This is a genomic window from Candidatus Desulfofervidus auxilii, assembly GCF_001577525.1.
GTDB lineage: Bacteria > Desulfobacterota > Desulfofervidia > Desulfofervidales > Desulfofervidaceae > Desulfofervidus > Desulfofervidus auxilii.
Window position 1 is genome coordinate 1045769 of sequence record NZ_CP013015.1, and the last position, 25790, is coordinate 1071558.

The following is a 25790-nucleotide window of genomic DNA, read 5'->3' on the forward strand; positions in this document are numbered from 1 at the left end:
GGGATAAGGCATTCTTTGAGTCAAAATCATATCTCTAATTTCTTCAAGCACCTTAAGGCAGGAAGCCTTTAACTTTTCCGCCGGGAAGTCCCCTTCCGTAAGGGAGGGGATGAGAGGCGGATGTTGACATCAGGTGAAGTTCTATGGTAAAAAATACCCATGAAATACAGGTTAGACAAGGGATGTCATTCAGCCTATTCTCTTCAGTTCCACCTCGTCATGTGCGTAAAATACAGAAAGAAGGTTTTGGTAGGGGTGCTGGATAATAGACTAAAGGAAATAGTTAGAGATGTTGCAAAACGCTTCGGAATAGAAATTATAGAGCAGGAGACAGACAAAGACCATATACACATACTTTTTGCATCCAGACCGCCTGTTACCCTGTCTAAATTTGTAAACAGCCTCAAATCCGTAAGCTCAAGGATACTGAGAAAAGAGTTTCCTGATGTTATGAGCAAGCATCTTTGGGCTGGAAAATTCTGGTCAGACTCTTACTTTATCGCATCCACTGGACAGGTGAAATTAGAGGATATCAAGCACTATGTCAGTACCCAGAAAGAAAAATAAAGAGCCTGATAATATAATTGAGATTACACACAGATACCGGGCATACTTAACAGCCCTCCAGGAATATAAGGCGGAGAGCTGGTTATATACTCTTTGTAATCTATACAATTCAGCCATTAAAGAACGCAGAAACGCATATCGTACCGAAAAAAAGACTATAACCTACAGCCAACAGCAAAATGGCTTGCTCTTGCTCAAAGATTCAGATCCCACATTGAAAAAAGTGCACAGTCAGCTATTGCAGAACTGTCTCCAGCGTGTGGATAGGGCCTATCAAAAATTTTTTGAGGACCTAAAACGAAAGAAGAATGGAAAACATGTCAAGGTGGGATATCCTCGTCTGAAAAAACTATCCAAATATCGTTCATTCACCTATCCACAGGTCTGGATGAAGCAAAAGGGAGAGCTAAAACAAGTTATCAAGTTCAGACAGGATAACAATAAATTTGGCACAACTGTCCTGCCTGGTTTCGGTGAGGTAAGGATAAGGGTACATAGGCCATTAGACTGGAAACAGGCCAAAACCGTTATACTGAAGCGGGAAAAATCAGGTAAGTGGTATCTCTGTATCACCCTTAAAAAAGCAGTAGAGCTTCAACTTCAGGATAACGGTAAATCTACAGGCATTGACCTTGGACTGAAAAAAATCGTTAACACTTCTGATACCAATTATCAAGAACATCCGAAATTTATCTACAGGTCTGAAGCCCGGATAAAGAGAGCCCAGAAAAGGCTTTCCCGCAAACAAAAAGGTTCAGCGAATTACGAAAAACAGAGAATCAGGCTGGCAAGATTACACGAGAAAGTTGCGAATCAGCGCAGAGATTTTTTACACAAACTGGCCCTATGGCTGGTGGTAAACTACAGCTTTATTGCCTTTGAAAGGCTAAACATAAGGGGAATGGTGAAAAATCATCATTTAGCAAAGGCAATACTTGATGCAGGATGGGCAACTCTTATCACCCTTACCACCTATAAGAGTGTCATGCTCAGGGGTAATGAGGTAGTGAGAGTAGATCCAAGATATACGAGCCAAGAGTGTAGCGCCTGTCATGCTCTCGTTCCAAAAGCTTTGGCTGAGAGGATCCACAAATGCCCGTACTGCGGGATAGAACTCGACCGAGATACCAATGCGGCAAGGGTAATCGAACAGAAAGCATTTTTGAGGGAGACAACCCCTTTTAGAAGCCCTAGGGCCGGGGCGGTCCGAAGTCACGCCTGTGGAGATCGAGCCTCTACTCATCCCTACGGGAATGGGCAAGCTCGGTCGCTGAAGCAGGAATCCCACTAGCGGGTTTTCCGGGTGGGCAACCTACCGGAAGCTCCTTCCGTAAGGGAGGGGTAGTTCACATGTTCTTCTTACTTCTAAACGGTCTATTTTCTCTTCCATTATCTCTTTATCCTGCAAGACACCTTCCTCTTTAGGTAGGTGATGTAGCGGGAGTTTTCTGGTTTTCTATATACTCTCTTACGACTTCCAAGGGAGCTCCGCCACAAGAACCTGCAAAATAGCTTGGTGACCACAGGGCGTTTTTCCAGTAAAACTGCCTCAATTCTGGATGTACCTGTTTTAGCTTTCTTGACGATACTCCTTTCAGCGAATTAACTAATTTAGATACAGCTACTTTTGGTGGATATGTTACCAAGAGGTGAACATGATTGCTTTCCCCATTAAATTCTTTTAACAAGTAATCGTTCTCTTTTCTTGCTGAGTTTCAGTCCATAGCCAGATACCATTAACTGAGAAAGGCTATCAGTTTTTATCAATGAGATACCTTCATCAACTCTGAGTTCTTCGTCTTGTGGTTCCTGGTTGACCTCAATAGGAATAGGTTCTAGTTTGTCTGAAAATAAGCTGCGCTGATAATAACGTGTTTTCGCAAATGTAACGCCTGATACCTCTTGGGCTAACCTTTTATGCATCTACCCGCTCCTTTATTTCGGCGATACATAAGTTTTAGCTCAATCGTCCTCAGACTCTTACCATTAGTGCAACCGAGTTCTCGGTCTGCTACTGGCAGGCAGCTCTTGGGTTTCAATCGTCCTCAGACTCTTACCATTAGTGCAACCAAGTAATGATTTGGCAAAAGAAGTCAAGGAGTTAAAGTTTCAATCGTCCTCAGACTCTTACCATTAGTGCAACACAAAAAATTATGGAAATACTTGCGGTATTTAAACAGTTTCAATCGTCCTCAGACTCTTACCATTAGTGCAACGCTACCACAACTTCCCAACATTTCTGCACAACCTAAAGCTGGGGAATTGCCTTTTTTCCGAAAACCTATTTTCTGCATTTTTATCCCCGAGGTTTGCGAAAAAATGTTTAATCCCAAAAGGCCGCTCATGCCAAGAACCAACCCGACTTTGCAAAAAATTATGATGAAAATTGAAGTAAGTACCTAATGTTTTCACACTTCTTTAATGTGAACTACTCCTCCCTTACGGAAGGGGACTTTCCCGGCGGGAAAGTTAAAAAATGTAAAGATACTCCATATTCAATTTTCAAAAGAACAAATCTTTCCTATCACAATGTTCACGATAAGTCAATTGATAATTTATCCCCAAATCCTTGTTTGTCCTACAAGAAACCCCGCAAGCCTGTCTGCCGAACAGGCAGGTGTGCTATAATAAAGCAATTTTGAAAGATTACCTTACACCTAAAAGGTGAAAACACCTTAAGGAATAAAATTATGAAAATAACTTATGATTCTTCAGTAGATGCAGCTTATATTGAATTTAAGTCTGCAAAAGAAGTAACAACTATTAGACTCACAGAGGATGTTGCCATAGACTTAGGAGCAAACGAAGAAGTGATTGGCATAGAAATTTTAAATGCCTCTAAGCATTTATCTTTAGATAAAAAGGAGCCCTATATTATATTAGAAAAATTAAAGGCAAAAGTAGCGTAAGCCCTATTTTTTAATTTTCTGCTATTAAAGGTAAAAATAATGTGCAAATTTATCACATAAAGCTCTTTAAAAACACTTCTTTTTTTCTAACTACTAGAAGACAAGTTTATCTTGGTGGAATAAATATCCTTTTCTCTCTCTTAGCTAATTCAAGCATGGTCTTTGTAAAACCACTCTTACTGAACAAGGGAAATGCTGAGATAAAACGCCTGCCTGTCGACAGGCAGGGATGATATGGACGATAAAGGAAGAAGTTATTTGGCTGCACGAGTTTACAAGCTTAACAGAAGCAAAGGAGGTAATAAGAGATTGGATTGCAAAGTATAACCGTGAATATGTACATTCGGCTTTGGGCTATTTAAGTCCACTTGAATTTGAGAAGAAGTTTTATCAAAATTGTTGTCAGGAGGCTGCTTAATAACGTCTACCTTAAGGGCTAAAATATGTCCACCCTCAAGGGGGTCATTACAGTCATCTAACACCACATCTAAGCAAAAATTGCAGAAAGAGGGTGGTCTTAACAAAGTTGTAACATAAGGAGCAGGATTGTGCATTTTGGCTCCTTAAAAATACCTTCCAGTTTGTTGAAATTTCAAATCTTGCCTAAAGACCAAAGTAAATTTTCTACTTATTTTTTGGGCACGAAAATTGCTCTCTCAGTCTATTTAAGGCATACTTACGCCCTTATTAGGTGAAATTAATGGCTATTTTAGAGATATGCAGAAGTTTTCCTGTTTTCCCTGATTTACGCTCGTGTCAGGTTATTGACAAGATAAAAATAAATGTTCAACATCTGAAGTAAAATCGCAAAGTCCCGTGAAATGCTATAAGAAATGAGCACCAAAATAAACACTAAGCAAATTGAGATGAACGAAAAGCAGACTCTAAAGATGATAATCGAAACTCCCAAAACCCTATCGGACGAGCAAAAGAAAGCAGTGCTTTCTGGAAAAAGATACGTGAGAATAATCGCAGGTGCTGGAACCGGGAAAACAGAAACATTGACACGCCGCATTGCGTATCTTCTTTTGTACCATAATGTGGATCCTAGTTCCATCGTTGCTTTCACTTTCACGGAGAAAGCGGCCCAGAGCATGAAAAGCAGAATATATGAACGGGTTAAACAGTTACGAGGGGAAAAGGCGTGTAATAGGCTCGGAGAGATGCACATCGGCACTATACATGGTTTTTGTTTGCGCATACTTGAAGATTATTATGGATATGGAGATCATGACGTCCTGGATGAAAATCAAGAGATGGCATTTGTTCTAAGAGAAGGATGGAAATTGGGGTTGGGTGAAGGAGGAAGGTATGCTGAGAACTGCAAAAATTTTATAAAATCCGTGAACGTTGTGTATGATGAGCTCATTGATAGAAAGAAATTGAAGAAAAAAGCGGCTGATTTCTGCAAGCGCTTAGAGAGTTATGAAGAGATCCTAAAGAGGCACAGACTCTTGACATTTGGCCAGATGGTTTCTTTGACAGTTAAAATTCTGGCATCAAATCCTGAGCCTATTAAACATATTCAGCACCTGATAGTAGATGAGTACCAAGATATCAACAGAGCTCAAGAAAAGTTAATAGTCTCCATAGCAAAGCAGGCCAATGTGTTTATAGTTGGTGATCCAAGGCAAAGTATCTACCAGTGGAGGGGTTCTGACGAAACCTGCTTTGAAAACTTTGTAAAGATATTCCCTGAATGTGAGACAATATTCATCAGTGAGAACAGAAGAAGTAGCAAACATATAGTCAAGATCGCCAATGCCTTTGCGGACACGTTTCAGAGAGCTCAATACAAGCATATCGAACCGACCAAAAAATGTAGCGGTCTGTGTGCAAAAGTTGAACACCATACACCTCAAGAAGAAGCGAAATGGATTATATCGCAGATAGAGAACTACGTAAACAGCGGGCACTGCAAGTACAGCGATATTGCCATACTCTTGCGAAGCGTCACTACTTCTGGGGGTCCTTTTATAGATATTATGAGGGAAAGAAATATTCCCTACCTCGTTGGCGGAAAGGTAGGTCTGTTCAGAAGGGATGAGGCTCGGGCAGTGGGAAAGCTTTTTGCCTGGGTATGGGATGATGGCTTCTGGATAGAAAATCCTTGGAAGTGGAGTGAAAGAACCACAGGGAGTGAGCTTTTCAAAACAGGCCTCCAGAGTTGGGAAACCGTTACAGGCATACCCCTATCTCGCCATGAAAGGAAGAAACTGCTGGAATGGAAGGAGAAGGTTCTTAAAGGACAATTCAGCAATTTTACACAGATTTATCAACGTCTTCTTACTATTTTGGGTTATGTTAACCTTGACCCCCACAACCGAATGCATGCTGCCATCATGGCTAATCTCGGAAGATTCAGCACCCTGCTTGCTGATTACGAGTCATCAATCAGGTTTGGTGGCAGCAAGCCAGACTGGTTCTCAGCAATTAGGGGGCTGTGCTGGTATATGAACAGCTATGCATCAGGAGCCTATGAGGAACAGCCAAGCGAAGACATCAGAGGCATTGATGCAGTACAAATCATGACCATCCACCAAGCAAAAGGCCTTGAATGGCCAGTAGTGTTTATTCCCTGCCTCGTCTCACGTAGGTTTCCTTCAAGCAAAACCGGACGTTCCCAGGAATGGTTTTTGCCCAGGAATATGTTTGATGTTAGGAGATACGAAGGTGAAACGGATGACGAAAGACGGCTTTTTTATGTTGCGATTACAAGAGCAAAAGATTTGTTATGCCTGAGCTACTTTAAGCGAATAAACAACTCCTGTTCAAGAAGTTTATTTATTGAGTCCATACACGGGCTGCTCAACGAAGCGGACTCCAACTACAATCTTCCCATGATAGAAATTAGTCCAAGCCATGAAGAGAAAGAAATCCAGACTTTTGCAGCAGGGGAGATCATAACATATTTAAAATGTCCGTATTTTTACCGGCTGAGGGAAATCTGGCACTACAAGCCGGAACTTGTTACTCCACTTGGCTATGGAAAAAGCCTCCACTACTGCCTCAGGTGTGCCTCAGACATGATAAAATGTGGAGCTAATCCCGAACAGAGTGTAGAAAAGGTGGTGAGAGACAAATTCCACCTTCCATACGCCGGCGGGAAGGTGAGAGAAAAAATGCAGGAAAAGGCAGTGAACACACTGAAAAAGTTTGTAAGAAAACACAATAAGGATATGACTAAGATAAAGGAAGTCGAAGCAAGGCTGGAGTTTCCGGTCCAGAGAGCAACAATCACAGGTAAGGTTGATGTCATTCTCAGGGATGAAAATGATATAGAAATAAGGGACTACAAAACATCCGATGAGGTAACAACTCCAGAACAATCAGCCCTGCAGGTCAGGTTGTACACCCTGGGGCTCCGCAAGACTGGGACTCCTGTCACCCGGGCATCCCTTGCATACTTAGAGGAGGCCGAGGTCCAGCCAGTAACCGTTGGAGAAAACGAGGTTGAGGCTGCAAGGAAAATCGCTGAAAACTGCATTGAAGGCATCCTCAATGGTAAATTCACCCCAAATCCGGGAAAGTTCTGCAAAAAATGTGATTATAGCGAGATATGCAAATGGCAGAAAAAGCCAGTAGTCGAAGCATCACTGATTGACACAAAGGTCGCTAAAAGGAGGATCAGAAGGGCTGGTTGAATTTATCTTAAAGTTCATACATGTTTATTAAGGCTATCAAAAATGGCTTCAGGAGCGTAAGATGGGAGGAAAGCTTTTAGAAAGAACACGAGAAATAAATGGAATTCTAAGGAGGGAGTTATGGATTTTGGGAGTTTGTGGTTCCTAGGTTCTTGGTTTAGGCATTTCTTTCCCCAACTATTCAGGGAAGAAGAGTTGCCAAGTTCCAACTCACCAAGAGAAATAACAGAAAAAGAGGAACTCGTTCGCCTTTTGAAGTCTAAAAATGCTCTAAATGACCATCAAACAAGGAAAATTTTAGAAAAATATGCCAGTCAGGATGTGAAAAAGAAACAATGACTACAAACCAAGCAAAAGAAATCATTTTCTATGTGGTAAAAAAGACAGAACCTCGCTGGAGGCAATATACCGCAGAGTGGGAGAATATTAACCAAGTCTTTATAGAAAGAGGTTTTGAGCAAGGTGGATTTCACTGTTTTAAATTCTGTAAGTTGCTGGAACAAAAAGACATTTACTCAATAGAAAAAATTGGCTCTATCCTTGATGATGCTCGGAAATATGACAGAGAATATGCTGGCTCACTGAATGCTGAATTTTACCTCAATCTAAAAGATGGGAAATATGGAAAAACTGGCGTTCTCTTTTATGAATCTGTAAAAGACTTTTTAGAAAAAAGAATAGGCAGTCCAGGGAGGGTTTTCTGGAATAAAATATGGTGCATGCTAGTTTGCTGTAGTTACCTTTTAAAGCACTATGATGGGGATTTTGGCCATTATTTAAAAAGGAAGTTTGCTGAATTTAAAAAAGTTAAAGAAATATCTGATGCAGAGCTTCTTTCGACAGATACACAAGAATGGGAGAGATTTAAGAAGATAAAAAAGCCTTGGGAAGAGCTTTATGGCATTGGTGAAGATATGTTTAATTATATTTTAGGGGATATTCAACAGGCAAGGTTTGCTTCAAATCTCTATAAATTTGATTCAGCCAATCAGCACTTCTTTAAAGTAACAGGCATAGCTAAATTTCTTTCCTCATTTGACAATGATGGTGCTGTCAGATTCTTAAGAAAACTAGAACTTCCCTTTACTCTGAGAGAAATAAATAAAGGCATCTATACCTATTGCTCCAAGACGGAAGCAAAAAATTATGGCTTTTGCTATGATAGCGCAAAATGTGCAATTTGTAGAGTGAATGGACTGTGTGAGAAAAACTTTCATTTAATAAAAGGAAAAAAGATAGTTAAAAATGAACCTAAGTTGCAGAGATGGGAAAGAAATATGGATGAAAAAGAAAATGGGCTAGAAAAAATAAGAAAAGAACTAAGAGAAAAGGGAATAAAAGAAGATATCACAATTACTGAAACAAAATACTACTATGGTTTAAAAATAGGCAAAAAATTAGTTTTGTGCAAAATTGTAACAAAAAGCAGGGAATATTACCAATTGCCGTGGGATAAACGGCAGTTGAAGCTTCCACCAGTTGAATTTATTTTGGAATTTGCAGAGTGGTGCAAGACACATTCAATGTCTAAAGAAGTTAGTAAGTTTGAAATTCCAGAAGATTTAATTATTAAAAAATAAATTTAGACAGTAAGGCATTGCCTTGCCGTCTTTTTTGCCTAAGCTTATTAAAAGCGGAAAAAGTGGCAAATGTTGTTAATGCCCCAGGTGTCATTGGTCATTTAAAATTCCCAAGTAATGGACACTAGAATTCCCTCACCCTCAAGGCTACCTAAATCTGTGTTTTAGAGTCAATCCATGGGGGCTAGCCCCCATGCCGCTACCGCCTATTTTTTGGCCATTAGTTTTCCCCACCTCCTTTTTCCATCTTTCGCTTCATCCGATAGCTCTCCCCTCGCAATAAAAATATCTCTGAATGGTGCAATAGCCTGTCTAAGAGGTATCCTGGTTATAGAGACAGAACGCTGTCTCCACTGAGCCAGAGTTTTTTAAGAGTTAAAGAACTGACCGAAGGTTTTTTCGCAAAACTCAAACAGTCAGATACAGAAAGAAGCCTTTATGATCTCAAACGGCTTTACGAACACACGCAGTATGTTTTACAGACCTATACAGACAGAATTGCACACGTGGGAAAAGTAGAATTTGAAAGTAACCGGGTGAGGCTTTTCAGAGGTGTTAAATGGGAATACGCTCAAAAAATCGTGTTTCTATGCGAAAAAGCAAAAGAAGAAGGCAAAAACGAGTTTCGCATTCAGACAGACACCCTCGCAGCTTATTCCACTGTGTCAGGATACAAAAACGGAGGCGTGATTTACGAGGTGGAAGTTCCTATAAAAAATATTCTAATCTGGTCAGAAACGGTTGCACTTTCAGGCTATGAGAAAGATTTGCATTCTCCCGAAGAAGAATGGATAGTGGTTAACACACATCCTAAAGGAGAATTGATAATAAGAGTAAACGATGTAAAAACAAACGGTTACGAGGCTGAGTGTTTAAGAGAAGACATCAAAAATAATTTTCCTCTCTGGAAGAAACGATACGAAAACCATTATATTTCTCTGGAATCTGCGAGGATCTATCCATTTAAGCACGGGCCGATAGTCAGCCAGTGTGTCAGGATTGAAAGGCTTTTGAAAAAATTGAGACTGCTTTGATTTTAATATTTTTAACTTCTCCGCCGGGAAATCCCCTTCCGTAAGGGAGGGGTAGTTCACAAAAACCACCGCCGGGAAGCCCACGGCTTGAGTCGTGGGAGGAACGGCGGGTGCAATTCAGGCTGTTGTGCTCTGCCTCTCGATATATTTTCTGATTGTGTCAGATGAAACGCTACCTGCCGTGGATACAAAATAGCTCCTGGTCCACATACTTGGAAGCCTTTTCAACCAGGGAAACTCCTCTCTTAAAACCCTCGCTGTGTATCCCTTTATCCTAAACATGATCTGGTTCGGCGCCATATCAGGAGGAGAATTAACAAAGAGATGAACATGATCAGGCTGAATCTCCAGAGCCAGTATTTCAAGCCCGAGCTTTCTGGCCTCCACTTCTATCAATTCTCTCAGACGTCTCTTAACCGCTCCTTTCAGCACAGGTCGGCGTCTCCTCGGAATCCATATGAAGTGATAGTTAATAAGATAGACTGAAGTATATTTATGTTTATAGCCTTGACTCATAGACTTCAATATACTATACTTTAATCATTATGAAAAGGACAAATATCATACGCCTGGTCCCGGATAAAAGGCAGAATGAGCTTTTGATGGTCATAGGTGACAGGGTATCAAGGCTATGGAACGCAGCAAATTTCCTTTGTAGGCAGAATCTGGTGAAGGGAAAAGCCGTTCCCTCATACGCAAAACTCTGCTCAATACTTAAAACCGATGAGAACTACAGATTCCTTCCCTCTGACATAGCCCAGGAGGTGCTTAAGAAACTGTCAAAGGCATGGACTTCATACTTCAGGCTTGTGAAGCTTCAAAAATCCGGGAAGCCCATGGACAGGCCGGGACTTCCCAGATACCGCAAGGATAGAAAAACAGGCAAAAGGCCATTTGACTTTATACCAATCAAGTCCCTCAGGACATACTCGCTCTCAGGTGGTATTTTCAGCATAACCCTACCCTCGGATCTCAGAAATGGAAGGCTCTGCATCGGATGTAAGGGAATATTGAGGTATCGGGGAATACTTAAGACATGTGAGCTCAAATATGACAGAGCAAGAACCAGATGGTATGCCCATATAACAGTTGAGATCAGCAAACCAAGGAGAAAGCAAAAGCCTGTAAAATATGCCTCGGGTGACATAGGAGCAAAGAGAGCCATAGCGGTGGTTATTGAAGGAAGCAAGATTGCTCATGTATTCAGCGCAAGAGAACTGTGGAAAGACTACAAATACTGGACAAGACGGATAGCAAGGGAGCAGTCAAGACTTTCTGCACAGGGGCTTAAGACAAGCCGACAGCTCAAAAGACTATATCGTATGAGAAAGTTGAGGGTTGAACATGGACTTGAGGCTCTTGCAAGGAAGGTAGCTTTAATCCTTAAAAGAGAAAAGGTGACACACTTTGCTGTCGGCTACCCCAAAGGGTGCAGGGAAGAGATGCAGTTTGGAAAAAATAACGCTCTTGTGCACAACTTCTGGAGTTTTGACAGAGTGCTAAACATACTTGAGAAACACTGCACAAGAAGAGATATTGAACTTAAGAGAGTAGATGAACAGGCAACATCTGACGTCTGCAACATGTGTGGCAAAGAAGTCAAAAGACCTGTCAGATCAGTAGTAGTCTGTCCTGAACATGGCAGATACCATGCAGATGTGAATGCTGCAATAAACATTCTCTTAAAAAACACCCCTGGCTATGGGGACGGGGTGAAGGCCACCCCGGCATGGGTAACCCATGAATGGAACAAACACTTGTGGTTGCCACGTGCCAGATCCCTGAGATATGTGTCTCAGGTTCTTCAGGCAGTATGACCTGAAGAATCCCACGACTTCAGTCGTGTGGAGAAGTCAAGAATTTACAAAGTTACACCAAATAAAAATTTTTCCCATATTTCTGTGCACTAGAAACCCCCAAATGACCCTTTTCCCTCTATTGAAACTTTCCTGAGAAATCAACAAAAATAGATGGCAGGGAAGGAAAATATGAAGGATTCCATACAAAAAATATACTTAAGAATACAAACCAGGAAGCTCAAACAGATTACAGAAATTGAGGAAATACTCACTCCCCTGCAGAAAGAACACCCGGAAGTAAAAAAAGTTCTTGACATAATCCACTCCTGGAAGCCAAAATTAGGATATGAGAGCGGCGGTATACGCAAGGGTATCCACTGAGAAGCAGGCAGAGAAATATTCCCTGCCAACCCAGAAGAAACTCTGTGTTGAACTCTGCCAGAAGAACAATTGGGAAGTTGTTGAAATTCTGGTGGACGATGGTTATTCTGGAAGTCTTTTTGAGGAAAGGCCTGCATTCAGCAGGCTGCTCAGTCTTGCACAGCGGAGGAAAATAGATGTCATAGTTGTCACAGACGTAGATAGGCTGGCAAGACCAGACAACCTGGTAGATATGGGCAGGCTTCAGCAGGTTCTTATAACCACCCATGTCAAACTCGCTACCCTGGGAGGTAGGATTTCGGACCTGAGCAACTCCTCGGACTGGTTTTTTTCCAGCCTTGAATCCCTGATGGCTGGATGGGAAAGAAAGAAGATAAAAGAAAGAGTCAAAAGAGTTGTGAAGGAGAAGAAGCGGCAGGGATTCTTCTGGGGCGTAGTAGAACCTTCAGGCTACAGATGGGAAGGCAAAAACCTGGTGCTCAGGGAAACCAGGGAAGTCAGGTTTGGAAAGCACAAAGGTAGGAAGTACACTATTTTCTCTGCGGATGAGATAAGGGAGATATTTGACCTCTATCTTGCTGGCCATTCAGTAAAAACTATAGCAAAAAGGCTAAACACAACAGACTCGGTTGTTGGCCCGATACTGGACAGGGCTATGTTCTATGCCGGTTGGATACTTGAAGATTACAAAGATAAACACAGGCATTCAAGGCGTGCAGACAGAATGAGAAAACCCTTAGCAAAAGGCCTCCACCCCCCTATAATATCAGAGTTTGAAGCAAAGAGAGTCCTTAAGCTCAGGAATGAAGTGCACAGGTACTATAAGACTACCAGGGAAAAGTTTCCTACCTATGGTCTTATCAAGTGTGGAATATGCGGTGCACCCCTGAACATACAGCTTGCGGTAAAACCTTCGGGGAGGAAATATTACTATTATATATGTGCCAACAGAAAGTTTGCCAGGTTAAAGGATATAAAACCATGTCCTCTTAAATGGAAGAGGGTGGATGAGATTGAAACCCAGGTATGGGCCATGTTTGAAAGAATAATCACCACACCCGAGGTTGTTTTTAGCCTTATGAAGGAAAGCCGTTCGCACAGTGATGAACTGCGGGAGAAACTCCTGAGGCTGGAAAAAGATATTCTGGATCTTTCACAGCGGAAGCGGAGGCTCTGGGACCTGTTTGAATTCGCAAATACAAAAGAAGAAGTTTCTAATTTGAAGTCAAGGCTGGAAAGAGTAGAATTAGAGCTTGCGGTAAAAAGGCAGAGAAAGACTGAGGTGGAAGCTGACCTTGCCATGCAGGAGTCCATTCCCGAGAGATCCAGGGAAATTACAGAGGTTCTCAGAATGCTTGGAGATATAGTATCGGAGGCAAATGAGGAAGAAAGGAGAGAATTGCTAAGGAAGGTCTTTAGTGAAGTGGTGCTTGAGGAAGATGGAACCCTTAGTTACAAGGTGCAGGTGCCCGTTTTTAAACAGGAAAGTGAGTGCGCCTCTTTAACGAAACAGCATCCCATTATGGGCTAAAGTAGCTTCCCCAGGCCTTGGGGTTTGTCCTCCTCCAATGAGACCTGCATCTGAGATGGTGTGATGAGGGGCACGGAAGGGGCGTTTAGTAATCAAGGCTTGACCAGGTGGTAAAAGGCCCGCTACACTGTAAATGCGGGTGGTTTCTAGGGCCTCCTCAAATCTTATAGGAGGTAAAATGGTAGGTAAACGCCGGGCAAGCATGGTTTTCCCTGTGCCTGGAGGGCCAATCATTAAGACATTGTGTCCCCCAGCAGCCGCTATTTCTAAGGCACGCTTGGCATGAGCCTGTCCCTTTACTTCCTGAAAATCCACTTCATAGTTATATTCTTGTTTAAATATTTCCTCCTGATCAATTCTTACTTGAGGTATTTCTGTAAGCCCATTTAAAAACTCCACTACTTGTGAAAGATTTTCAGCAGGTATTACCTCTATTTGAGGGATGACTGCTGCTTCAGCCATATTGGCCTTGGGAATAATTACACCCTTTAATTTATTTTTTTTAGCCAATAAGGCTACCGGAAGGACACCCCTTACAGATTTGATATGTCCATCAAGAGAGAGCTCACCTAGAAACATATATTCCTTTAATTTTTTTGGTTTTATTTGGCCACTAGCCGCCAGGATACCCAAGGCAATAGGTAAGTCAAAGGAGGAACCTTCTTTTTTTTGTGAGGCTGGGGCAAGATTAACCGTGACCTTATCTACTGGAAATTGATAACCACAATTTTTTATGGCGGCCCGAATGCGGTCTTTGCTTTCTTTAACTACAGTGTCAGGTAACCCTACTGTAGTCCAAGCAGGTAATCCATGCTGTATGTCTACTTCTACCTCTACTTGATAAGCATCAATGCCAGAGAGGGCACTGCTCAATATTTTGGCCAGCATTTCTCATCCTTTAATTACTCCCATGGGTTTGAGTCTTGCCACTTTTTTGCTGATACCTGCATTGTGAACAACCTCAATTACATCAGTTACATCTTTATAGGCCTCAGAGATTTCTTCAATTAATGTATATCTACCTGCACCTCGGACATAAATGCCTTTTTGTCGCATTTCTTTAGCTATATTTCTTCCTTTGGCCATTTTGATAGCTTGATGCCTACTCATCACCCTACCGGCTCCATGGCAAGTGCTGCCAAAGGTTTCTTCCATAGCCTTTTTAGTCCCAATTAATACATAAGAATATCTGCCCATATCTCCAGGAATAAGCACTGGCTGACCGATTTCACGGTAGGCAGCAGGAACTTCAGGATGCCCTGGGGCAAAGGCCCTGGTAGCCCCTTTCCGATGGATACACAGGCGTTTATTTTCCCCTTGATAAATATGGGTTTCTATCTTGGCAATATTATGACATACATCATAAATTAAGTCTAAGCCTAATTCTTCTGCTGAATCCTTAAAGAATTGTTCAAAACTTTCCCTCACCCAATGGGTAATCATCTGGCGATTGGTAAAGGCAAAATTAGCTGCTGCAGCCATAGCTGCCAGATACTTCTGACCTTCAGGGGATGAAATAGGAGCACAACAAAGCTGTTTATCCGGTAAAGAAATCCCATATTTAGCTGCGGCCTTTAACATGACCTTTATATGGTCATCACAGACTTGATGACCCAGACCTCTTGATCCCGTGTGAATAATGACTGTGACTTGATTTTTAAAAAGCCCCATAGCATCGGCTATCTTTTCATCATAAATCTCTTCCACATATCCCACTTCCACAAAGTGATTGCCTGAGCCCAGAGTGCCTAATTGAGCCTTTCCTCTTTCTAAGGCCTTATTAGAAACAAATTCAGGATTGGCTTGGGGCAAACAACCTCCTGCTTCAATATGCTCTAAATCTGTTGACCAACCAAAGCCTTGTTTTATGGCCCATTTTGCCCCATTTTTAAGCACAGCCTTTAATTCTGTCTGGTTTAATTTGAAATCCTTCCTTCTTGAACCAACCCCTGTAGGAATGTTAAAAAATAGGGTATCTACTAATTTTTCAATCACAGGGATTATATCTTCTTTAACTAGGTTAGACCTCAATAGGCGAACACCACAATTGATGTCATAACCCACTCCCCCTGGGCTGATAATGCCTGTTTCTAAATCAAAGGCAGCTACACCTCCAATAGGAAATCCATAGCCTTCGTGAATATCAGGCATGGCCAAAGAAGGTCCTACAATCCCTGGAAGACAGGCCACATTGGCCACTTGCTTTAAACTCTGGTCATTTTTTATTAATTCTAACATTTCAGAGGTAGTATAGATTATTCCATCGGTATACATATTACCCTGTTTAGGGATAAGAAACCGATATTTATCTATTTGTCTTAGGGTGATTTCCATACTTACAAGTTAGCATGGGAGATGAAGAAAGGCAAGCCCATGGCTAATAGGACTTCTCAAAGTAATTTTAACGGAGATCCAAATGTTAAGCGCACCTGTCTGCCGACAGGCAGGATGGCTCAATGCAAAATGCAAATTGAAAAATGCAAAATCGCCTTCTGTCAAATTGGAACGTTAGCACGGTTACACGATGAGACGTGCTTAGTCCTTAGTCCCTAGTCCTTAGTCTCTAGTCAATTCTAGTCTTCTTTTTGATTGAGGCATTACAAAGTTGCAAGTTGGAAAGTTGGCAAGTTTACACGTTTACACGTTTGCACGTTAGAACGTTGGCACGTTAGAATTGGGAATTAGGAACTGGAAATTGGGAATTTCTATTTCCTATTTTCTGTTTCCTATTTTCTATTTTCCTTTTCCCATTTCCTTCTTTTCCTTCTTTATGCACGTTAACACGTTTACACATTGACACGTTCACATGTTAGAAATGGAAACTGGGAATTTCTGTTTTCCGTTTTCTATTTTCTTAACTGTATTTTGTAGGTTAGACCCCAATTCCACTACATTTGGCTATTTCATTCCCTCACTATTTCACTACTCACTGATTTAATGTTTTGGCATTAAGACATTTGGATTTCATTTGGTATTTGGATTTTGAAATTTGGATTTTTTTAAATTACTTATGGCCTGACTTTGACGTAGTCCTGAAACACTATTGTCATGAATTGACTTTTTCAACTTATAAGGTTATACAAAAATATGTTAATAGGGGAAAATTGGTGGTGGGCTCTCTAGAACACTATGGAGTAAGTCCACCAAGAAAAAACTAAAATGAAGTCGTGGATTACTTCATAGCAAGTAGTCCATGGCGTTTTTTGAGCCGTGGCAAACCACGGCTTTTTTATGAGGGGGATTGAATGTTTGTGCCTGATTTCAAAATATTTAAACAGCATGTCTTAAAGGCCAATCTTATCCCTGTTTATAAAGAATTGTTTGCCGACATAGAAACACCAGTCACTACCTATTTGAAGCTTAAAGAACAATCTCTTTCTTTTTTACTAGAAAGTGCAGAAGGTGATGGAAGATGGGGAAGATATAGCTTTATAGGGTTCAATCCCTTAATCACTATCACTTACCAATATCCACAAATGGTCATTAAAACAGTAAACCAACAACAAATTTATTCTGGAGTAACTGACCCCCTACCTTTTTTAAGAGAAACCATTAGTCAATTTAGTTTGGCAGATGTCCCAGGGCTACCTCGTTTCCAGGGAGGATTAGTGGGATATTTTGCCTATGATGTCATCCGATGTTGGGAACGTATACCTGCTAAAGCTAAAAAAGATACTTCCATCCCAGAAGCTATGTTTATCTTACCCCAGGAGTTGATTATCTTTGACCATGTGAGCCATAAAATAAAGGTAGTAAATTTTGTGTATATAGAAAAAAAGGAGAACTCAGAAGATTTATATAAAAAAGCAATAAAACGAATAGAGGCTCGCTTAAAAGAACTCTCCACTCCCCTTAATTATAAAACTTCTCCTCTTTCTCTGGATATTGTAAAGTCTAACTTCACAAAAAAAGAATTTATGGAGGCTGTAAAAAAAACCAAAGATTACATCCTAAATGGCGATGCCATTCAAGTAGTGCTTTCCCAGCGTCTGGAGACCGAATTTAAAGGAGATGTATTTAATATCTATCGGGCTTTGAGGAGTCTCAACCCTTCTCCTTATATGTTTTATCTTGATTTTGAAGACTTAAAATTGATTGGTGCTTCTCCAGAAATTTTAGTGAGATTAGAAAATGACCTCATTAGCTTAAGACCCATTGCTGGCACTAGACCAAGAGGACACACCGAAGAGCAAGACAAGGCCTTGGAGAAAGAGCTATTAGCTGACCCCAAGGAACGAGCCGAACATATTATGTTAGTGGACTTAGGACGGAATGATGTGGGAAGAGTGGCTAGACCAGGCACAGTAAAAGTGACAGAATTAATGGTAGTTGAACGCTATTCCCATGTCATGCATATTGTTTCAAATATTATTGGAAAGTTAAAGCAAAATGAAGATGCTTTTTCGGTCTTAAAAGCTACTTTTCCAGCTGGCACTGTGAGTGGAGCACCTAAAGTGCGGGCCATGGAAATAATAGATGAACTTGAACCTACACAGCGTGGACCTTATGCAGGGGCGGTAGGGTATTTCAGCTTTTCTAGGAATATGGATTTCTGCATTACCATTCGCACCGTCATTGTCTGGAAAAACAAACTGTATATTCAAGTGGGGGCAGGTATTGTGGCCGATTCGATACCTGAAAGGGAATATCAAGAAACCATGAACAAGGCGCAGGCCATGTTAAAGGCCATAGAATGGACAAAAAACGGTTTAGAGTGAAAAAGATGCTAGTCATTATAGACAATTACGACTCTTTTACTTATAACTTAGCCCAATATTTTCAAATATTGGGAGTTGAAGTAAGGGTGTTTAGAAATGACCAGCTAAAGGTAGAAGAAATACAACATTTTCACCCTGATTATTTGGTTATTTCTCCTGGCCCTTGCACACCTAAAGAAGCAGGTATTTCTGTAAAAAGCATTCGTTTTTTTAAGGGCAAATTGCCTATTTTGGGTGTTTGTTTGGGACATCAGGCTATAGCTGCTGCCTTTGAAGGTAAGATTGTGCAAGCTAAAAAAATTATGCATGGAAAAACCTCCATGATTTATCATGATAATAAAACCATATTTCATAATTTGCCCAATCCGTTTGAGGCCACCAGGTATCACTCCCTGGCTGTGGAAAGAGAAAGCTTACCAAACTGTTTAGAGATTACTGCTTGGAGTGAAGATAATGAAATTATGGGAATAAGGCATAAAGAATATATAATAGAGGGAGTGCAATTTCATCCTGAATCTATCCTGACCAAAGTAGGTATGTCCTTATTAAAAAATTTTTTGGCACAAGGAAAGAAAAGATGAGGCGTCTAGGTGTGGCATTAAGTGCTTTAGGAATGTTCTATGTTTTAGGAGAATTAATATTACACCTTCAAAACAAAAGCCTCTGTTATACCCAAGGTTGTAAAGTCATTATGGGCCTGGCCAGTAACGAATTTTTCATCTTACTTATAGGCTTATTATTATTTTTCTCTCTCAGCCTGTTATTTCTGACGAATCCTAGAAAAAATGTTTTTCCTGTTATTGATGCCATTTTGGTCTCTTCTTTGGCTGTAGAAGGATATTTAATGGGTATTCAGTCTTTTGCCCTATCTCAATTTTGTGAGTTCTGTCTAGGTGTCTTTCTTCTCATTTTTCTAATAGCCATTATTTATATATTTTCTTATAGGCGTTTTACCACCATTTTGGGTTTTATTTCTTTTATAGCAGTATTTTTGGGCACTTATTTAGTATCTCCCCCTTCCCTAGGCTCAGGGTTAGAACACATGGCTTACACACATTATTCAAAAGGCAAACCATCCACTACATGGTATTTATTTACCAAAAAAGATTGTCTGCACTGTGCGGAAATATTATCTTATTGTCTTCATCAATATCCAGATGACTTGGATTTATATGTGTGTTCAGCAGAAAAATGCAGTTTATTGTTAAAAACTTTAGGTATAAATACCGTGCCTGTCCTTTTGATAGAAGGAAAGGCCAGAAAAGAAATTATCGTTGGAGAAAAATGTATTATGGAAAGAATAAGAAAGAAAAAACCAGCATTTCCAGAACTGTTGCCTTTTGGTTCAGCAGGGGATGCTTGCACTATTAACCAATCATGTCAATGAATGGAGAATAGAATTTCTTAATAACTTCATCCAAAAATCAATCGCAGATTTTGGGGATGTCCCTGACCTTGACAACCTGGCGGAGCTACGTGCTAAAATAGAAAATGTTTTTTACCAAAGAAACAGTCCTGAATACTCCCAAGGGGAGGATAATGTGACTAAGCGTATTTTGAACAAATTAGTAGAAGGCCACAATTTAACAAAGACAGAAATGGGACAGTTTATGTCTGCTATAATGGAAGGAAGAGCAACGCCAGCTCAAATTGGTGCTTTTTTAGTGGCCATGCGCATTAAAGGAGAAACTGTAGACGAAATTACTGAAGCAGCTAAGGTAATGCAGGCCAAGGCCCATGAGTTGCAGATAGAAACAAATGTCCCCCTAGTGGATACCTGTGGTACAGGAGGGGATGCTCAAAATACCTTTAATGTCTCTACCATTACTGCCTTTGTAATCGCCGGGGCAGGACTGAAGGTAGCCAAACACGGTAATCGTTCTGTATCTAGCCAGTGTGGCAGTGCCGATGTATTAGAAGCCTTAGGCCTCAATTTAGATAGCCCACCTGAAGTGGTAAAAAAATCTATAGAAGAAGTAGGCATTGGTTTTCTCTTTGCCCCTAAATTTCATCCTGCTATGAAGTATGCCATTGGTCCTCGGAGAGAACTGGGATTACGCACTATCTTTAATATTTTAGGCCCTCTCACCAATCCTACTAACATTACTCATCAGATTATGGGTGTCTATGACCCAAAATGGCTTTATCCTCTAGCAGAAGTAATGAGAAACTTGGGCAGAAAAGGGGCAATGGTAGTCTATGGGGAAGGAGGTTATGATGAAATTACTATCACAGGTAAGACTTATGTGGCAGAATTAAAAAATGGAGATATCAAACAATACCAGCTTTCTCCAGAAATAGTAGGGTTGAAAGAAGGAAAGGAAGAAGATATAAAGGGAAAAGACAAGACATATAATGTTCGAGTGTTATTAGATATTTTAAGTGGGAAGGAAACAGGGAGTAAGCGAGACATGGTATTAATAAACGCTGCTGCTGTTTTTAAAATCACAGGATGGGCTCCTGATTGGATAAAGGGAGCGGAAATGGCCTTAGAAAGCATTGAAACTGGAAAGGCACGGGAAAAATTACATCAGATGTTAAAAATAATGGGCAGATGAAGAAGATTGGACTTTTTGACATAGATGGAGTGATAGCCGATACCGGAAAGGCCATGATAGATATTGTGCAAAATGATTTAAACAAAAAATGGGTAAGTGTGGAAGATATTGTAGAGTATGATGTTACCAAACTATCCTGGTTAAATAACCATGAGATAGAACATCTTCTCACTAAATTTTGCCAGCCAGAATTTTATTACTATATTCCTCCTATGCCTTATGCGGCTGAAGTCACTGACATATTAAGACAAAAGGGATGGGAAATCATCTTGGTGACCGCACGGCCGCCATTTCTTTATGATATTACGTTATATTGGTTAAAGAAATACAGCATTCATTTTAATAGTCTTATTAGCAGTCGTCCTGAAGAAAAGATAAATTATTGTGTAAATAATGATAAGTGCTTTCTAGTAGAGGATAGAGGGGATTTGCTGCTTCAAATTGAGGAAAAAATGCCTCAAATGAAACTATTTATCTATGACCAACCTTGGAATCGCCGTATAAATATAGGAAAAAGAATTAAGACATTAAAAGAAATTGTGGAAGTGCTAGGAATATGAATAAATCTTTTTAGGAGTAAAAAATGCTAAAGACAAGGGAAGGAGATTTATTAGCTAGTGGGATAAAGTTTGGCATCATTGTGAGTCGTTTTAATGAATTTATGGTTCAGAGATTATTAGAAGGAGCCCTAGATGCAGTTGTTCGTCATGGAGGTAAAAAAGAAGATATAGAGATAGTGCGTGTCCCCGGTGCTTATGAAATTCCTCTGGTGGCTAAAGCTATGGCTAAATCAGGACGTTATGATGCTATCATTGCCTTGGGAGTGATTATCAGAGGGGCCACACCCCATTTTGAGTATATATCTTCAGAAGTAGCCAAGGGAATTGCTCAGGTTCAGTTAGAAACAGGAATGCCTATTGGATTTGGTATTATTACCGCCGATACCATTGAACAGGCTATTGAAAGAGCAGGTTCAAAGGCAGGCAATAAGGGCTGGCATGCTGCTTTAGCAACCATAGAAATGGTTAATGTGTTGAGGAAGTTTTAAATATGGAGGCAGAACCACCGCATTTTTCAAGAAAGGCTAGACACAAGGCGAGGGCTATTGCGCTGCAAGTGCTTTATCAAAAAGAAATTATTGAGGAACCTTTGGAGAATATTTGGGCATTTTTTTGTAAACATTATCAATATCCCAAAGAAAGTTTGGATTATGCATGGAAACTAGTGCAGGGAGTAGTTGAGAACCAACCTCAGATAGACCTTCTACTAGGTCAGTATGCACCCCATTGGCAGATAGAGCGTATGCCTTTTATTGAGAGAAATATTTTACGCTTGGCAACTTATGAAATGCTTTATATCTCTGATGTCCCACCTAAAGTTAGCATTAATGAGGCCATTGAGTTAGCCAAAATATATGGGTCAAAGACCTCAAGCACCTTTGTGAATGCTATTTTAGATGCTATTTATCATAAAGAGATAAAAGGTAAGTAAAAGGGAGAACCATGCAAGAAAGCTATAAACCTCACAAAATAGAAAAAAAATGGCAAAGTAGGTGGGAAAAAACCAAACTTTATAAAGCAAGGGAAAACTACCAAAAAAAGTATTATGTCTTAGAAATGTTCCCCTATCCTTCTGGTCGCATCCATATGGGTCATGTGCGGAATTATTGTATTGGAGATGTAATAGCTCGCTATAAAAAAATGCTGGGATTCAATGTTTTACATCCTATGGGCTGGGATGCCTTTGGACTACCTGCTGAAAATGCAGCCATTTCTCAGGGCATTCACCCTGCTAAATGGACATATGACAATATTGATTACATGCGAAGACAATTAAAAAGAATGGGATTTAGCTATGACTGGGATAGGGAATTTGCTACTTGTGATCCCGATTATTATAAGTGGGAACAGTTGTTATTTTTAGATATGTTTGAAAGGGGTTTAGTTTATAGAAAAAAGTCTCCGGTCAACTGGTGTCCAGGCTGTAAGACTGTCTTAGCTAACGAACAAGTAGAAGAAGGCCGGTGTTGGCGTTGTGGAAGTGAAGTAGAAATAAAACAATTAAAACAATGGTTTTTTAAAATTACGGCCTATGCAGAAGAATTGCTTTCCTATTGTGATAGATTAAAAGGGTGGCCAGAAAAAGTCTTAATTATGCAACGTAACTGGATTGGAAAAAGTAAAGGGGCAGAAATAAGGTTCCCCCTGATTAATCATCCAGGAGAAATTACCATTTTTACCACTCGTCCTGACACCATTTATGGCGTCACCTTTATGTCTTTGGCTCCTGAACATCCTTTAGTTCAAAAGTTAACCAAAGGCACACCTCAAGAAAAGATAGTGAATCAATTTATTGAACGTGTCAAGAAACAAACTCACTTAGAGAGAATGGCTGAAGATGTGGAAAAAGAAGGGGTATTTACAGGTGCTTATTGTCAACATCCTCTTTTAGATAAAAAAATACCTATCTATGTGGCAAATTTTGTCTTAATAGAATATGGAACAGGGGCTGTCATGGCTGTGCCAGCCCATGACCAACGGGACTTTGAATTTGCTAAAAAATACAACTTACCTATAAAAGTGGTAATTCAGCCATCAGATAGGACATTAAATCCTGAAACCATGGAGGCTGCTTACACAGAACCTGGTATCATAACCAATTCAGGTCATTTTGATGGATTGCCTAGTGAACAGGCAAAAGAAGCCATCATTCAATATCTGGAAGAAAGGGGAGTGGGCAAAAGGAAAATTAGTTATCGTTTGAGGGATTGGGGCATTTCTCGACAACGCTATTGGGGAACACCTATACCTGTCGTTTATTGCCCTAAGTGTGGAATTGTGCCTGTTCCTAAAGAGGAATTGCCCATCATATTGCCCTTAGAAATCAATGTAAAAGAAAAAGGTGCATCAGCTTTAGCAGATTATCCTGCTTTTTTAGAAACTACCTGCCCTAAATGTGGTGGTAAGGCCAGGCGGGAGACTGACACCATGGATACCTTTGTTGAATCTTCTTGGTATTTTGCAAGATATGCCTGCCCGGATGAAAAAGCGGCTCCCTTGGACAAAAAACGTGTTGATTATTGGCTACCGGTAGATCAATATATTGGAGGTATTGAACATGCGGTATTGCACCTTCTTTATGCCCGCTTTTTTACTAAAGTATTAAGGGATTTGGGCTGGCTAAAAATAGATGAACCTTTTATAAATCTCCTTACTCAAGGAATGGTCTGTAAAGAAACCTACCGCTGTCCTGAACACGGTTATCTAATTCCAGAAGAAGAATGTAAACAGGGAAGGTGTATTTATTGTGGCAAAAAAGTGGAAATAGGACGTCTGGAAAAGATGTCCAAATCAAAGAAGAATATTGTTGACCCTGAAAAGATGATTAATCAATATGGAGCAGATACCGTAAGATTATTTATTTTGTTTGCCGCTCCACCAGAGAGGGATTTAGAATGGAGCCCTCAGGGTGTAGAAGGCGCACATAGATTTCTACAACGCATCTGGCGACTTATTAAAGAAGTCTCACCCTCTCTTAATAATAAATCCGAAAGAAAAAATTTGGATGAAGGAGAAAAACTATTATATCGAAAAACACATCAGACTATAAAAAAGGTTACTGAACACATAGAAAGATTTCATTTCAATACTGCCATTAGTGCCCTTATGGAATTTTTCAATGTGATCACAGACTTTGTGCAAAAAAATGAGACAAAGAGGTCTTTAGTATTAAAAGATGCCATAGAAAAATTTGTTATTTTACTTTCTCCCTTTGTTCCCCATATTACTGAAGAATTATGGCATCTGATGGGACATAAAACCTGGCTTATAGAACAGCCATGGCCTAAATGGGAAGAAGAGGCCCTCAAAGAAGAACTCCTCTTAGTGGTAATCCAAATCAATGGAAAGGTCAGAGCAAGGATGCAGGTTCCAGCAGAAATTTCTGAACAGGAGGTAAAAAAACAAGCCCTGAATCAGGAAAGAATAAAACAACTTCTCACTGGAAAAGAAGTGAAAAAAATAGTTTGGGTGCCCAAAAAACTGATAAATATTGTGGCTTGAAATAGATAAATACCCAAAATCCCTGATTGATTTTTGGATAAAGCCATTTTAATTGGTTTTTATCCTTGGCTTATTTTTCAGAAAATATAAAAACAGAATAGAATACAAAAAGTTTGTAAGCCCTCAGGCAGTGAGAAATATACTTACAGAGATAGAAAACAAACTTGCAGAATCAAATGAATTAAGAAAGGAAATAGATGAGATTAAGTGTAAATTGTAGGTTTGACCCTGAATTTGCCTGGATTTGCAGTTGGGTGAAAGGTTGATGTTGTAAGTCAGACAATTTTATGGTAGATATTTTTTGTAAACATGGATGATTAGGAGTTTAAAAACATGATTGATCGCATAGGGGTAAACAAGGAGATATTACATGGCACACCTTGTATAAAAGGCACGAGGATTCCGGTTTATTTAATCCTTGATCTTTTAGCAGGTGGAGCAACTATTGATGAAATACTGGATGACTATCCTGACCTTACTAAGGAAGACATTCAAGCGTGTGTAAAATACGCTGCCATGCTTGCTAGAGAAGAAGTGGGTGAGTTAGAAAAGGTAGCATAAGTGAAATTCCTCCTTAATGAAAATATTTCTCCTAAAACTGCAAAATTTTAAAAAAGTCTTGGGTTTGAGGCAGTTCATGTAAGGAACGTAGACTTAAGAGGAGCTTCAGACAGTGAGGTCATAAAATTTGCAAGGGGAAATGGACTTATCCTTATTACAGTAGATAAAGGATTTACAAACATTCTTCATTATCCTCCAAACACTCACCATGGTATTATTAGACTAAAGTTGAAATACATGCCATCAAAGATAGTCCATAGTGTTTTAGAAAGATTTTTCAAAGCTGTTAGGATGGAAGAAATAAAAGGAAACATAATTATTTTAGAAAAAGACCGTTTTAGAATAAGGAAAAAGCAAGATACTAACTCATTTATCTAACTTCATTTATCAATACATCTTTCAAGTCTGCTTTGACTGAAGGTAAAACTTAATTTACCAATTTACTCA

General features: G+C 40.0%; 25 protein-coding genes and 3 pseudogenes. 22 read left to right on the plus strand and 6 right to left on the minus strand.

Features of this window, described 5'->3' with window-relative positions:
- Nucleotides 1-159 precede the first annotated feature (159 nt).
- Together tnpA (HS1_RS05370) and HS1_RS05375 are read left to right on the plus strand one after the other, a co-directional pair.
- Nucleotides 160-567 (plus strand): IS200/IS605 family transposase, encoded by a 408-nt coding sequence (gene tnpA, locus HS1_RS05370; RefSeq protein WP_066062007.1) that lies wholly within the window; start codon nt 160-162, stop codon nt 565-567.
- Complete coding sequence (locus HS1_RS05375) at nt 542-1858, plus strand: RNA-guided endonuclease InsQ/TnpB family protein (protein ID WP_066061534.1); 1317 nt, start codon at nt 542-544, stop codon at nt 1856-1858. Before tnpA (HS1_RS05370) ends, HS1_RS05375 begins: the two co-directional genes overlap by 26 nt.
- Nucleotides 1859-1988: 130 nt before the next feature.
- Here the strand turns inward: HS1_RS05375 and tnpA (HS1_RS05380) are convergent.
- Both tnpA (HS1_RS05380) and HS1_RS05385 read right to left on the minus strand, forming a co-directional pair.
- A pseudogene (gene tnpA / locus HS1_RS05380) lies at nt 1989-2252 on the minus strand (IS200/IS605 family transposase); the annotation flags it as partial.
- A complete protein-coding gene (locus HS1_RS05385) occupies nt 2239-2490 on the minus strand; it encodes a hypothetical protein (protein ID WP_066062010.1) in 252 nt (83 codons plus the stop codon). The gene HS1_RS05385 and the pseudogene tnpA (HS1_RS05380), both read right to left, overlap by 14 nt.
- A gap of 767 nt (nt 2491-3257) precedes the next feature.
- Between HS1_RS05385 and HS1_RS05395 the strand changes: the two genes are divergently transcribed.
- The 5 genes from HS1_RS05395 (at nt 3258) to HS1_RS05415 (ending at nt 8700) form a co-directional block, all read left to right on the plus strand.
- Complete coding sequence (locus tag HS1_RS05395; RefSeq protein ID WP_066062016.1) at nt 3258-3476, plus strand: DUF2283 domain-containing protein; 219 nt, start codon at nt 3258-3260, stop codon at nt 3474-3476.
- Between the two features lie 229 nt (nt 3477-3705).
- Complete coding sequence (locus HS1_RS12825; RefSeq protein WP_082757645.1) at nt 3706-3894, plus strand: integrase core domain-containing protein; 189 nt, start codon at nt 3706-3708, stop codon at nt 3892-3894.
- Nucleotides 3895-4342: 448 nt separating this feature from the next.
- On the plus strand, nt 4343-7120 hold the full coding sequence (locus HS1_RS05405; protein WP_082757646.1) for an ATP-dependent DNA helicase: 2778 nt from the start codon (nt 4343-4345) through the stop codon (nt 7118-7120).
- A gap of 120 nt (nt 7121-7240) precedes the next feature.
- A complete protein-coding gene (locus tag HS1_RS05410) occupies nt 7241-7459 on the plus strand; it encodes a hypothetical protein (protein WP_066062023.1) in 219 nt (72 codons plus the stop codon).
- Entirely contained in the window at nt 7456-8700 is a 1245-nt protein-coding gene (locus tag HS1_RS05415) for a hypothetical protein (RefSeq protein WP_216638275.1), read from the plus strand. The genes HS1_RS05410 and HS1_RS05415 overlap by 4 nt, the downstream gene beginning before the upstream one ends.
- A 220-nt stretch (nt 8701-8920) precedes the next feature.
- Here the strand turns inward: HS1_RS05415 and HS1_RS13960 are convergent.
- Nucleotides 8921-9007: pseudogene (locus HS1_RS13960) on the minus strand (hypothetical protein); the annotation flags it as partial.
- A gap of 199 nt (nt 9008-9206) precedes the next feature.
- Here HS1_RS13960 and HS1_RS05425 point away from each other — a divergent pair.
- Complete coding sequence (locus tag HS1_RS05425) at nt 9207-9734, plus strand: hypothetical protein (protein ID WP_066062028.1); 528 nt, start codon at nt 9207-9209, stop codon at nt 9732-9734.
- Between the two features lie 117 nt (nt 9735-9851).
- Here HS1_RS05425 and tnpA (HS1_RS05430) read toward each other — a convergent pair whose 3' ends face one another.
- On the minus strand, nt 9852-10250 hold the full coding sequence (gene tnpA, locus HS1_RS05430) for an IS200/IS605 family transposase (RefSeq protein WP_066062030.1): 399 nt from the start codon (nt 10248-10250) through the stop codon (nt 9852-9854).
- Between the two features lie 29 nt (nt 10251-10279).
- Here tnpA (HS1_RS05430) and HS1_RS05435 point away from each other — a divergent pair, with 29 nt between their 5' ends.
- The 3 genes from HS1_RS05435 (at nt 10280) to HS1_RS05440 (ending at nt 13445) form a co-directional block, all read left to right on the plus strand.
- On the plus strand, nt 10280-11551 hold the full coding sequence (locus HS1_RS05435) for an RNA-guided endonuclease InsQ/TnpB family protein (RefSeq protein WP_082757648.1): 1272 nt from the start codon (nt 10280-10282) through the stop codon (nt 11549-11551).
- 153 nt (nt 11552-11704) lie between these two features.
- The gene (locus tag HS1_RS13110) at nt 11705-11914 is read left to right on the plus strand and encodes a hypothetical protein (protein ID WP_156469405.1); all 210 of its coding nucleotides are present in this window, start codon (nt 11705-11707) and stop codon (nt 11912-11914) included.
- On the plus strand, nt 11880-13445 hold the full coding sequence (locus tag HS1_RS05440; RefSeq protein ID WP_066062036.1) for a recombinase family protein: 1566 nt from the start codon (nt 11880-11882) through the stop codon (nt 13443-13445). Before HS1_RS13110 ends, HS1_RS05440 begins: the two co-directional genes overlap by 35 nt.
- Here HS1_RS05440 and HS1_RS05445 read toward each other — a convergent pair.
- Entirely contained in the window at nt 13416-14333 is a 918-nt protein-coding gene (locus tag HS1_RS05445) for a YifB family Mg chelatase-like AAA ATPase (protein WP_066062039.1), read from the minus strand. The genes HS1_RS05440 and HS1_RS05445 overlap by 30 nt on opposite strands.
- 3 nt (nt 14334-14336) lie before the next feature.
- Nucleotides 14337-15779, minus strand: a complete 1443-nt coding sequence (locus tag HS1_RS05450; protein ID WP_066062042.1) for an RtcB family protein — start codon at nt 15777-15779, stop codon at nt 14337-14339.
- A 911-nt stretch (nt 15780-16690) separates the two neighbouring features.
- Here HS1_RS05450 and trpE point away from each other — a divergent pair.
- From trpE to HS1_RS13815, 11 genes and pseudogenes are all read left to right on the plus strand, one after another.
- The gene (gene trpE, locus HS1_RS05455; protein WP_066062045.1) at nt 16691-18163 is read left to right on the plus strand and encodes an anthranilate synthase component I; all 1473 of its coding nucleotides are present in this window, start codon (nt 16691-16693) and stop codon (nt 18161-18163) included.
- Nucleotides 18164-18168: 5 nt separating this feature from the next.
- Nucleotides 18169-18744 carry an anthranilate synthase component II gene (locus HS1_RS05460; RefSeq protein ID WP_066066454.1) on the plus strand — a complete coding sequence of 192 codons (576 nt, stop codon included), beginning with the start codon at nt 18169-18171 and terminating at the stop codon, nt 18742-18744.
- Nucleotides 18741-19550 carry a hypothetical protein gene (locus HS1_RS13115; RefSeq protein WP_066062049.1) on the plus strand — a complete coding sequence of 270 codons (810 nt, stop codon included), beginning with the start codon at nt 18741-18743 and terminating at the stop codon, nt 19548-19550. The genes HS1_RS05460 and HS1_RS13115 overlap by 4 nt, the downstream gene beginning before the upstream one ends.
- Entirely contained in the window at nt 19519-20721 is a 1203-nt protein-coding gene (gene trpD / locus HS1_RS05470; RefSeq protein ID WP_082757651.1) for an anthranilate phosphoribosyltransferase, read from the plus strand. Before HS1_RS13115 ends, trpD begins: the two co-directional genes overlap by 32 nt.
- On the plus strand, nt 20718-21281 hold the full coding sequence (locus tag HS1_RS05475; protein WP_066062052.1) for a 5' nucleotidase, NT5C type: 564 nt from the start codon (nt 20718-20720) through the stop codon (nt 21279-21281). Before trpD ends, HS1_RS05475 begins: the two co-directional genes overlap by 4 nt.
- A gap of 23 nt (nt 21282-21304) precedes the next feature.
- Nucleotides 21305-21769 (plus strand): 6,7-dimethyl-8-ribityllumazine synthase, encoded by a 465-nt coding sequence (gene ribH, locus HS1_RS05480; protein ID WP_066062055.1) that lies wholly within the window; start codon nt 21305-21307, stop codon nt 21767-21769.
- A 2-nt stretch (nt 21770-21771) separates the two neighbouring features.
- Nucleotides 21772-22212 carry a transcription antitermination factor NusB gene (gene nusB, locus HS1_RS05485; protein WP_066062057.1) on the plus strand — a complete coding sequence of 147 codons (441 nt, stop codon included), beginning with the start codon at nt 21772-21774 and terminating at the stop codon, nt 22210-22212.
- Nucleotides 22213-22223: 11 nt separating this feature from the next.
- On the plus strand, nt 22224-24782 hold the full coding sequence (gene leuS / locus HS1_RS05490; protein ID WP_066062060.1) for a leucine--tRNA ligase: 2559 nt from the start codon (nt 22224-22226) through the stop codon (nt 24780-24782).
- Nucleotides 24783-24834: 52 nt separating this feature from the next.
- Nucleotides 24835-25002, plus strand: a complete 168-nt coding sequence (locus tag HS1_RS13120) for a hypothetical protein (protein ID WP_156469406.1) — start codon at nt 24835-24837, stop codon at nt 25000-25002.
- Between the two features lie 113 nt (nt 25003-25115).
- Nucleotides 25116-25343, plus strand: coding sequence for a DUF433 domain-containing protein (locus HS1_RS05495; RefSeq protein WP_066062063.1), 228 nt, complete (start codon nt 25116-25118; stop codon nt 25341-25343).
- 66 nt (nt 25344-25409) lie between these two features.
- Nucleotides 25410-25721 (plus strand): annotated as a pseudogene (locus tag HS1_RS13815) (DUF5615 family PIN-like protein); the annotation flags it as partial.
- Between the last annotated feature and the right edge of the window lie 69 nt (nt 25722-25790).

Excerpts from the sequence above, each read along its gene's own strand:
- tnpA (WP_066062007.1), top strand. The coding sequence starts at position 160 with ATGAAATACAGGTTAGACAAGGGATGTCATTCAGCCTATTCTCTTCAG.
- HS1_RS05375 (WP_066061534.1), top strand. The coding sequence starts at position 542 with ATGTCAGTACCCAGAAAGAAAAATAAAGAGCCTGATAATATAATTGAG.
- HS1_RS05385 (WP_066062010.1), bottom strand. The coding sequence starts at position 2,490 with ATGCATAAAAGGTTAGCCCAAGAGGTATCAGGCGTTACATTTGCGAAA.
- HS1_RS05395 (WP_066062016.1), top strand. The coding sequence starts at position 3,258 with ATGAAAATAACTTATGATTCTTCAGTAGATGCAGCTTATATTGAATTT.
- HS1_RS12825 (WP_082757645.1), top strand. The coding sequence starts at position 3,706 with ATGATATGGACGATAAAGGAAGAAGTTATTTGGCTGCACGAGTTTACA.
- HS1_RS05405 (WP_082757646.1), top strand. The coding sequence starts at position 4,343 with ATGAACGAAAAGCAGACTCTAAAGATGATAATCGAAACTCCCAAAACC.
- HS1_RS05410 (WP_066062023.1), top strand. The coding sequence starts at position 7,241 with ATGGATTTTGGGAGTTTGTGGTTCCTAGGTTCTTGGTTTAGGCATTTC.
- HS1_RS05415 (WP_216638275.1), top strand. The coding sequence starts at position 7,456 with ATGACTACAAACCAAGCAAAAGAAATCATTTTCTATGTGGTAAAAAAG.
- tnpA (WP_066062030.1), bottom strand. The coding sequence starts at position 10,250 with ATGAGTCAAGGCTATAAACATAAATATACTTCAGTCTATCTTATTAAC.
- HS1_RS05435 (WP_082757648.1), top strand. The coding sequence starts at position 10,280 with ATGAAAAGGACAAATATCATACGCCTGGTCCCGGATAAAAGGCAGAAT.
- HS1_RS13110 (WP_156469405.1), top strand. The coding sequence starts at position 11,705 with ATGGCAGGGAAGGAAAATATGAAGGATTCCATACAAAAAATATACTTA.
- HS1_RS05440 (WP_066062036.1), top strand. The coding sequence starts at position 11,880 with ATGAGAGCGGCGGTATACGCAAGGGTATCCACTGAGAAGCAGGCAGAG.
- HS1_RS05445 (WP_066062039.1), bottom strand. The coding sequence starts at position 14,333 with ATGCTGGCCAAAATATTGAGCAGTGCCCTCTCTGGCATTGATGCTTAT.
- HS1_RS05450 (WP_066062042.1), bottom strand. The coding sequence starts at position 15,779 with ATGGAAATCACCCTAAGACAAATAGATAAATATCGGTTTCTTATCCCT.
- trpE (WP_066062045.1), top strand. The coding sequence starts at position 16,691 with ATGTTTGTGCCTGATTTCAAAATATTTAAACAGCATGTCTTAAAGGCC.
- HS1_RS05460 (WP_066066454.1), top strand. The coding sequence starts at position 18,169 with ATGCTAGTCATTATAGACAATTACGACTCTTTTACTTATAACTTAGCC.
- HS1_RS13115 (WP_066062049.1), top strand. The coding sequence starts at position 18,741 with ATGAGGCGTCTAGGTGTGGCATTAAGTGCTTTAGGAATGTTCTATGTT.
- trpD (WP_082757651.1), top strand. The coding sequence starts at position 19,519 with ATGCTTGCACTATTAACCAATCATGTCAATGAATGGAGAATAGAATTT.
- HS1_RS05475 (WP_066062052.1), top strand. The coding sequence starts at position 20,718 with ATGAAGAAGATTGGACTTTTTGACATAGATGGAGTGATAGCCGATACC.
- ribH (WP_066062055.1), top strand. The coding sequence starts at position 21,305 with ATGCTAAAGACAAGGGAAGGAGATTTATTAGCTAGTGGGATAAAGTTT.
- nusB (WP_066062057.1), top strand. The coding sequence starts at position 21,772 with ATGGAGGCAGAACCACCGCATTTTTCAAGAAAGGCTAGACACAAGGCG.
- leuS (WP_066062060.1), top strand. The coding sequence starts at position 22,224 with ATGCAAGAAAGCTATAAACCTCACAAAATAGAAAAAAAATGGCAAAGT.
- HS1_RS05495 (WP_066062063.1), top strand. The coding sequence starts at position 25,116 with ATGATTGATCGCATAGGGGTAAACAAGGAGATATTACATGGCACACCT.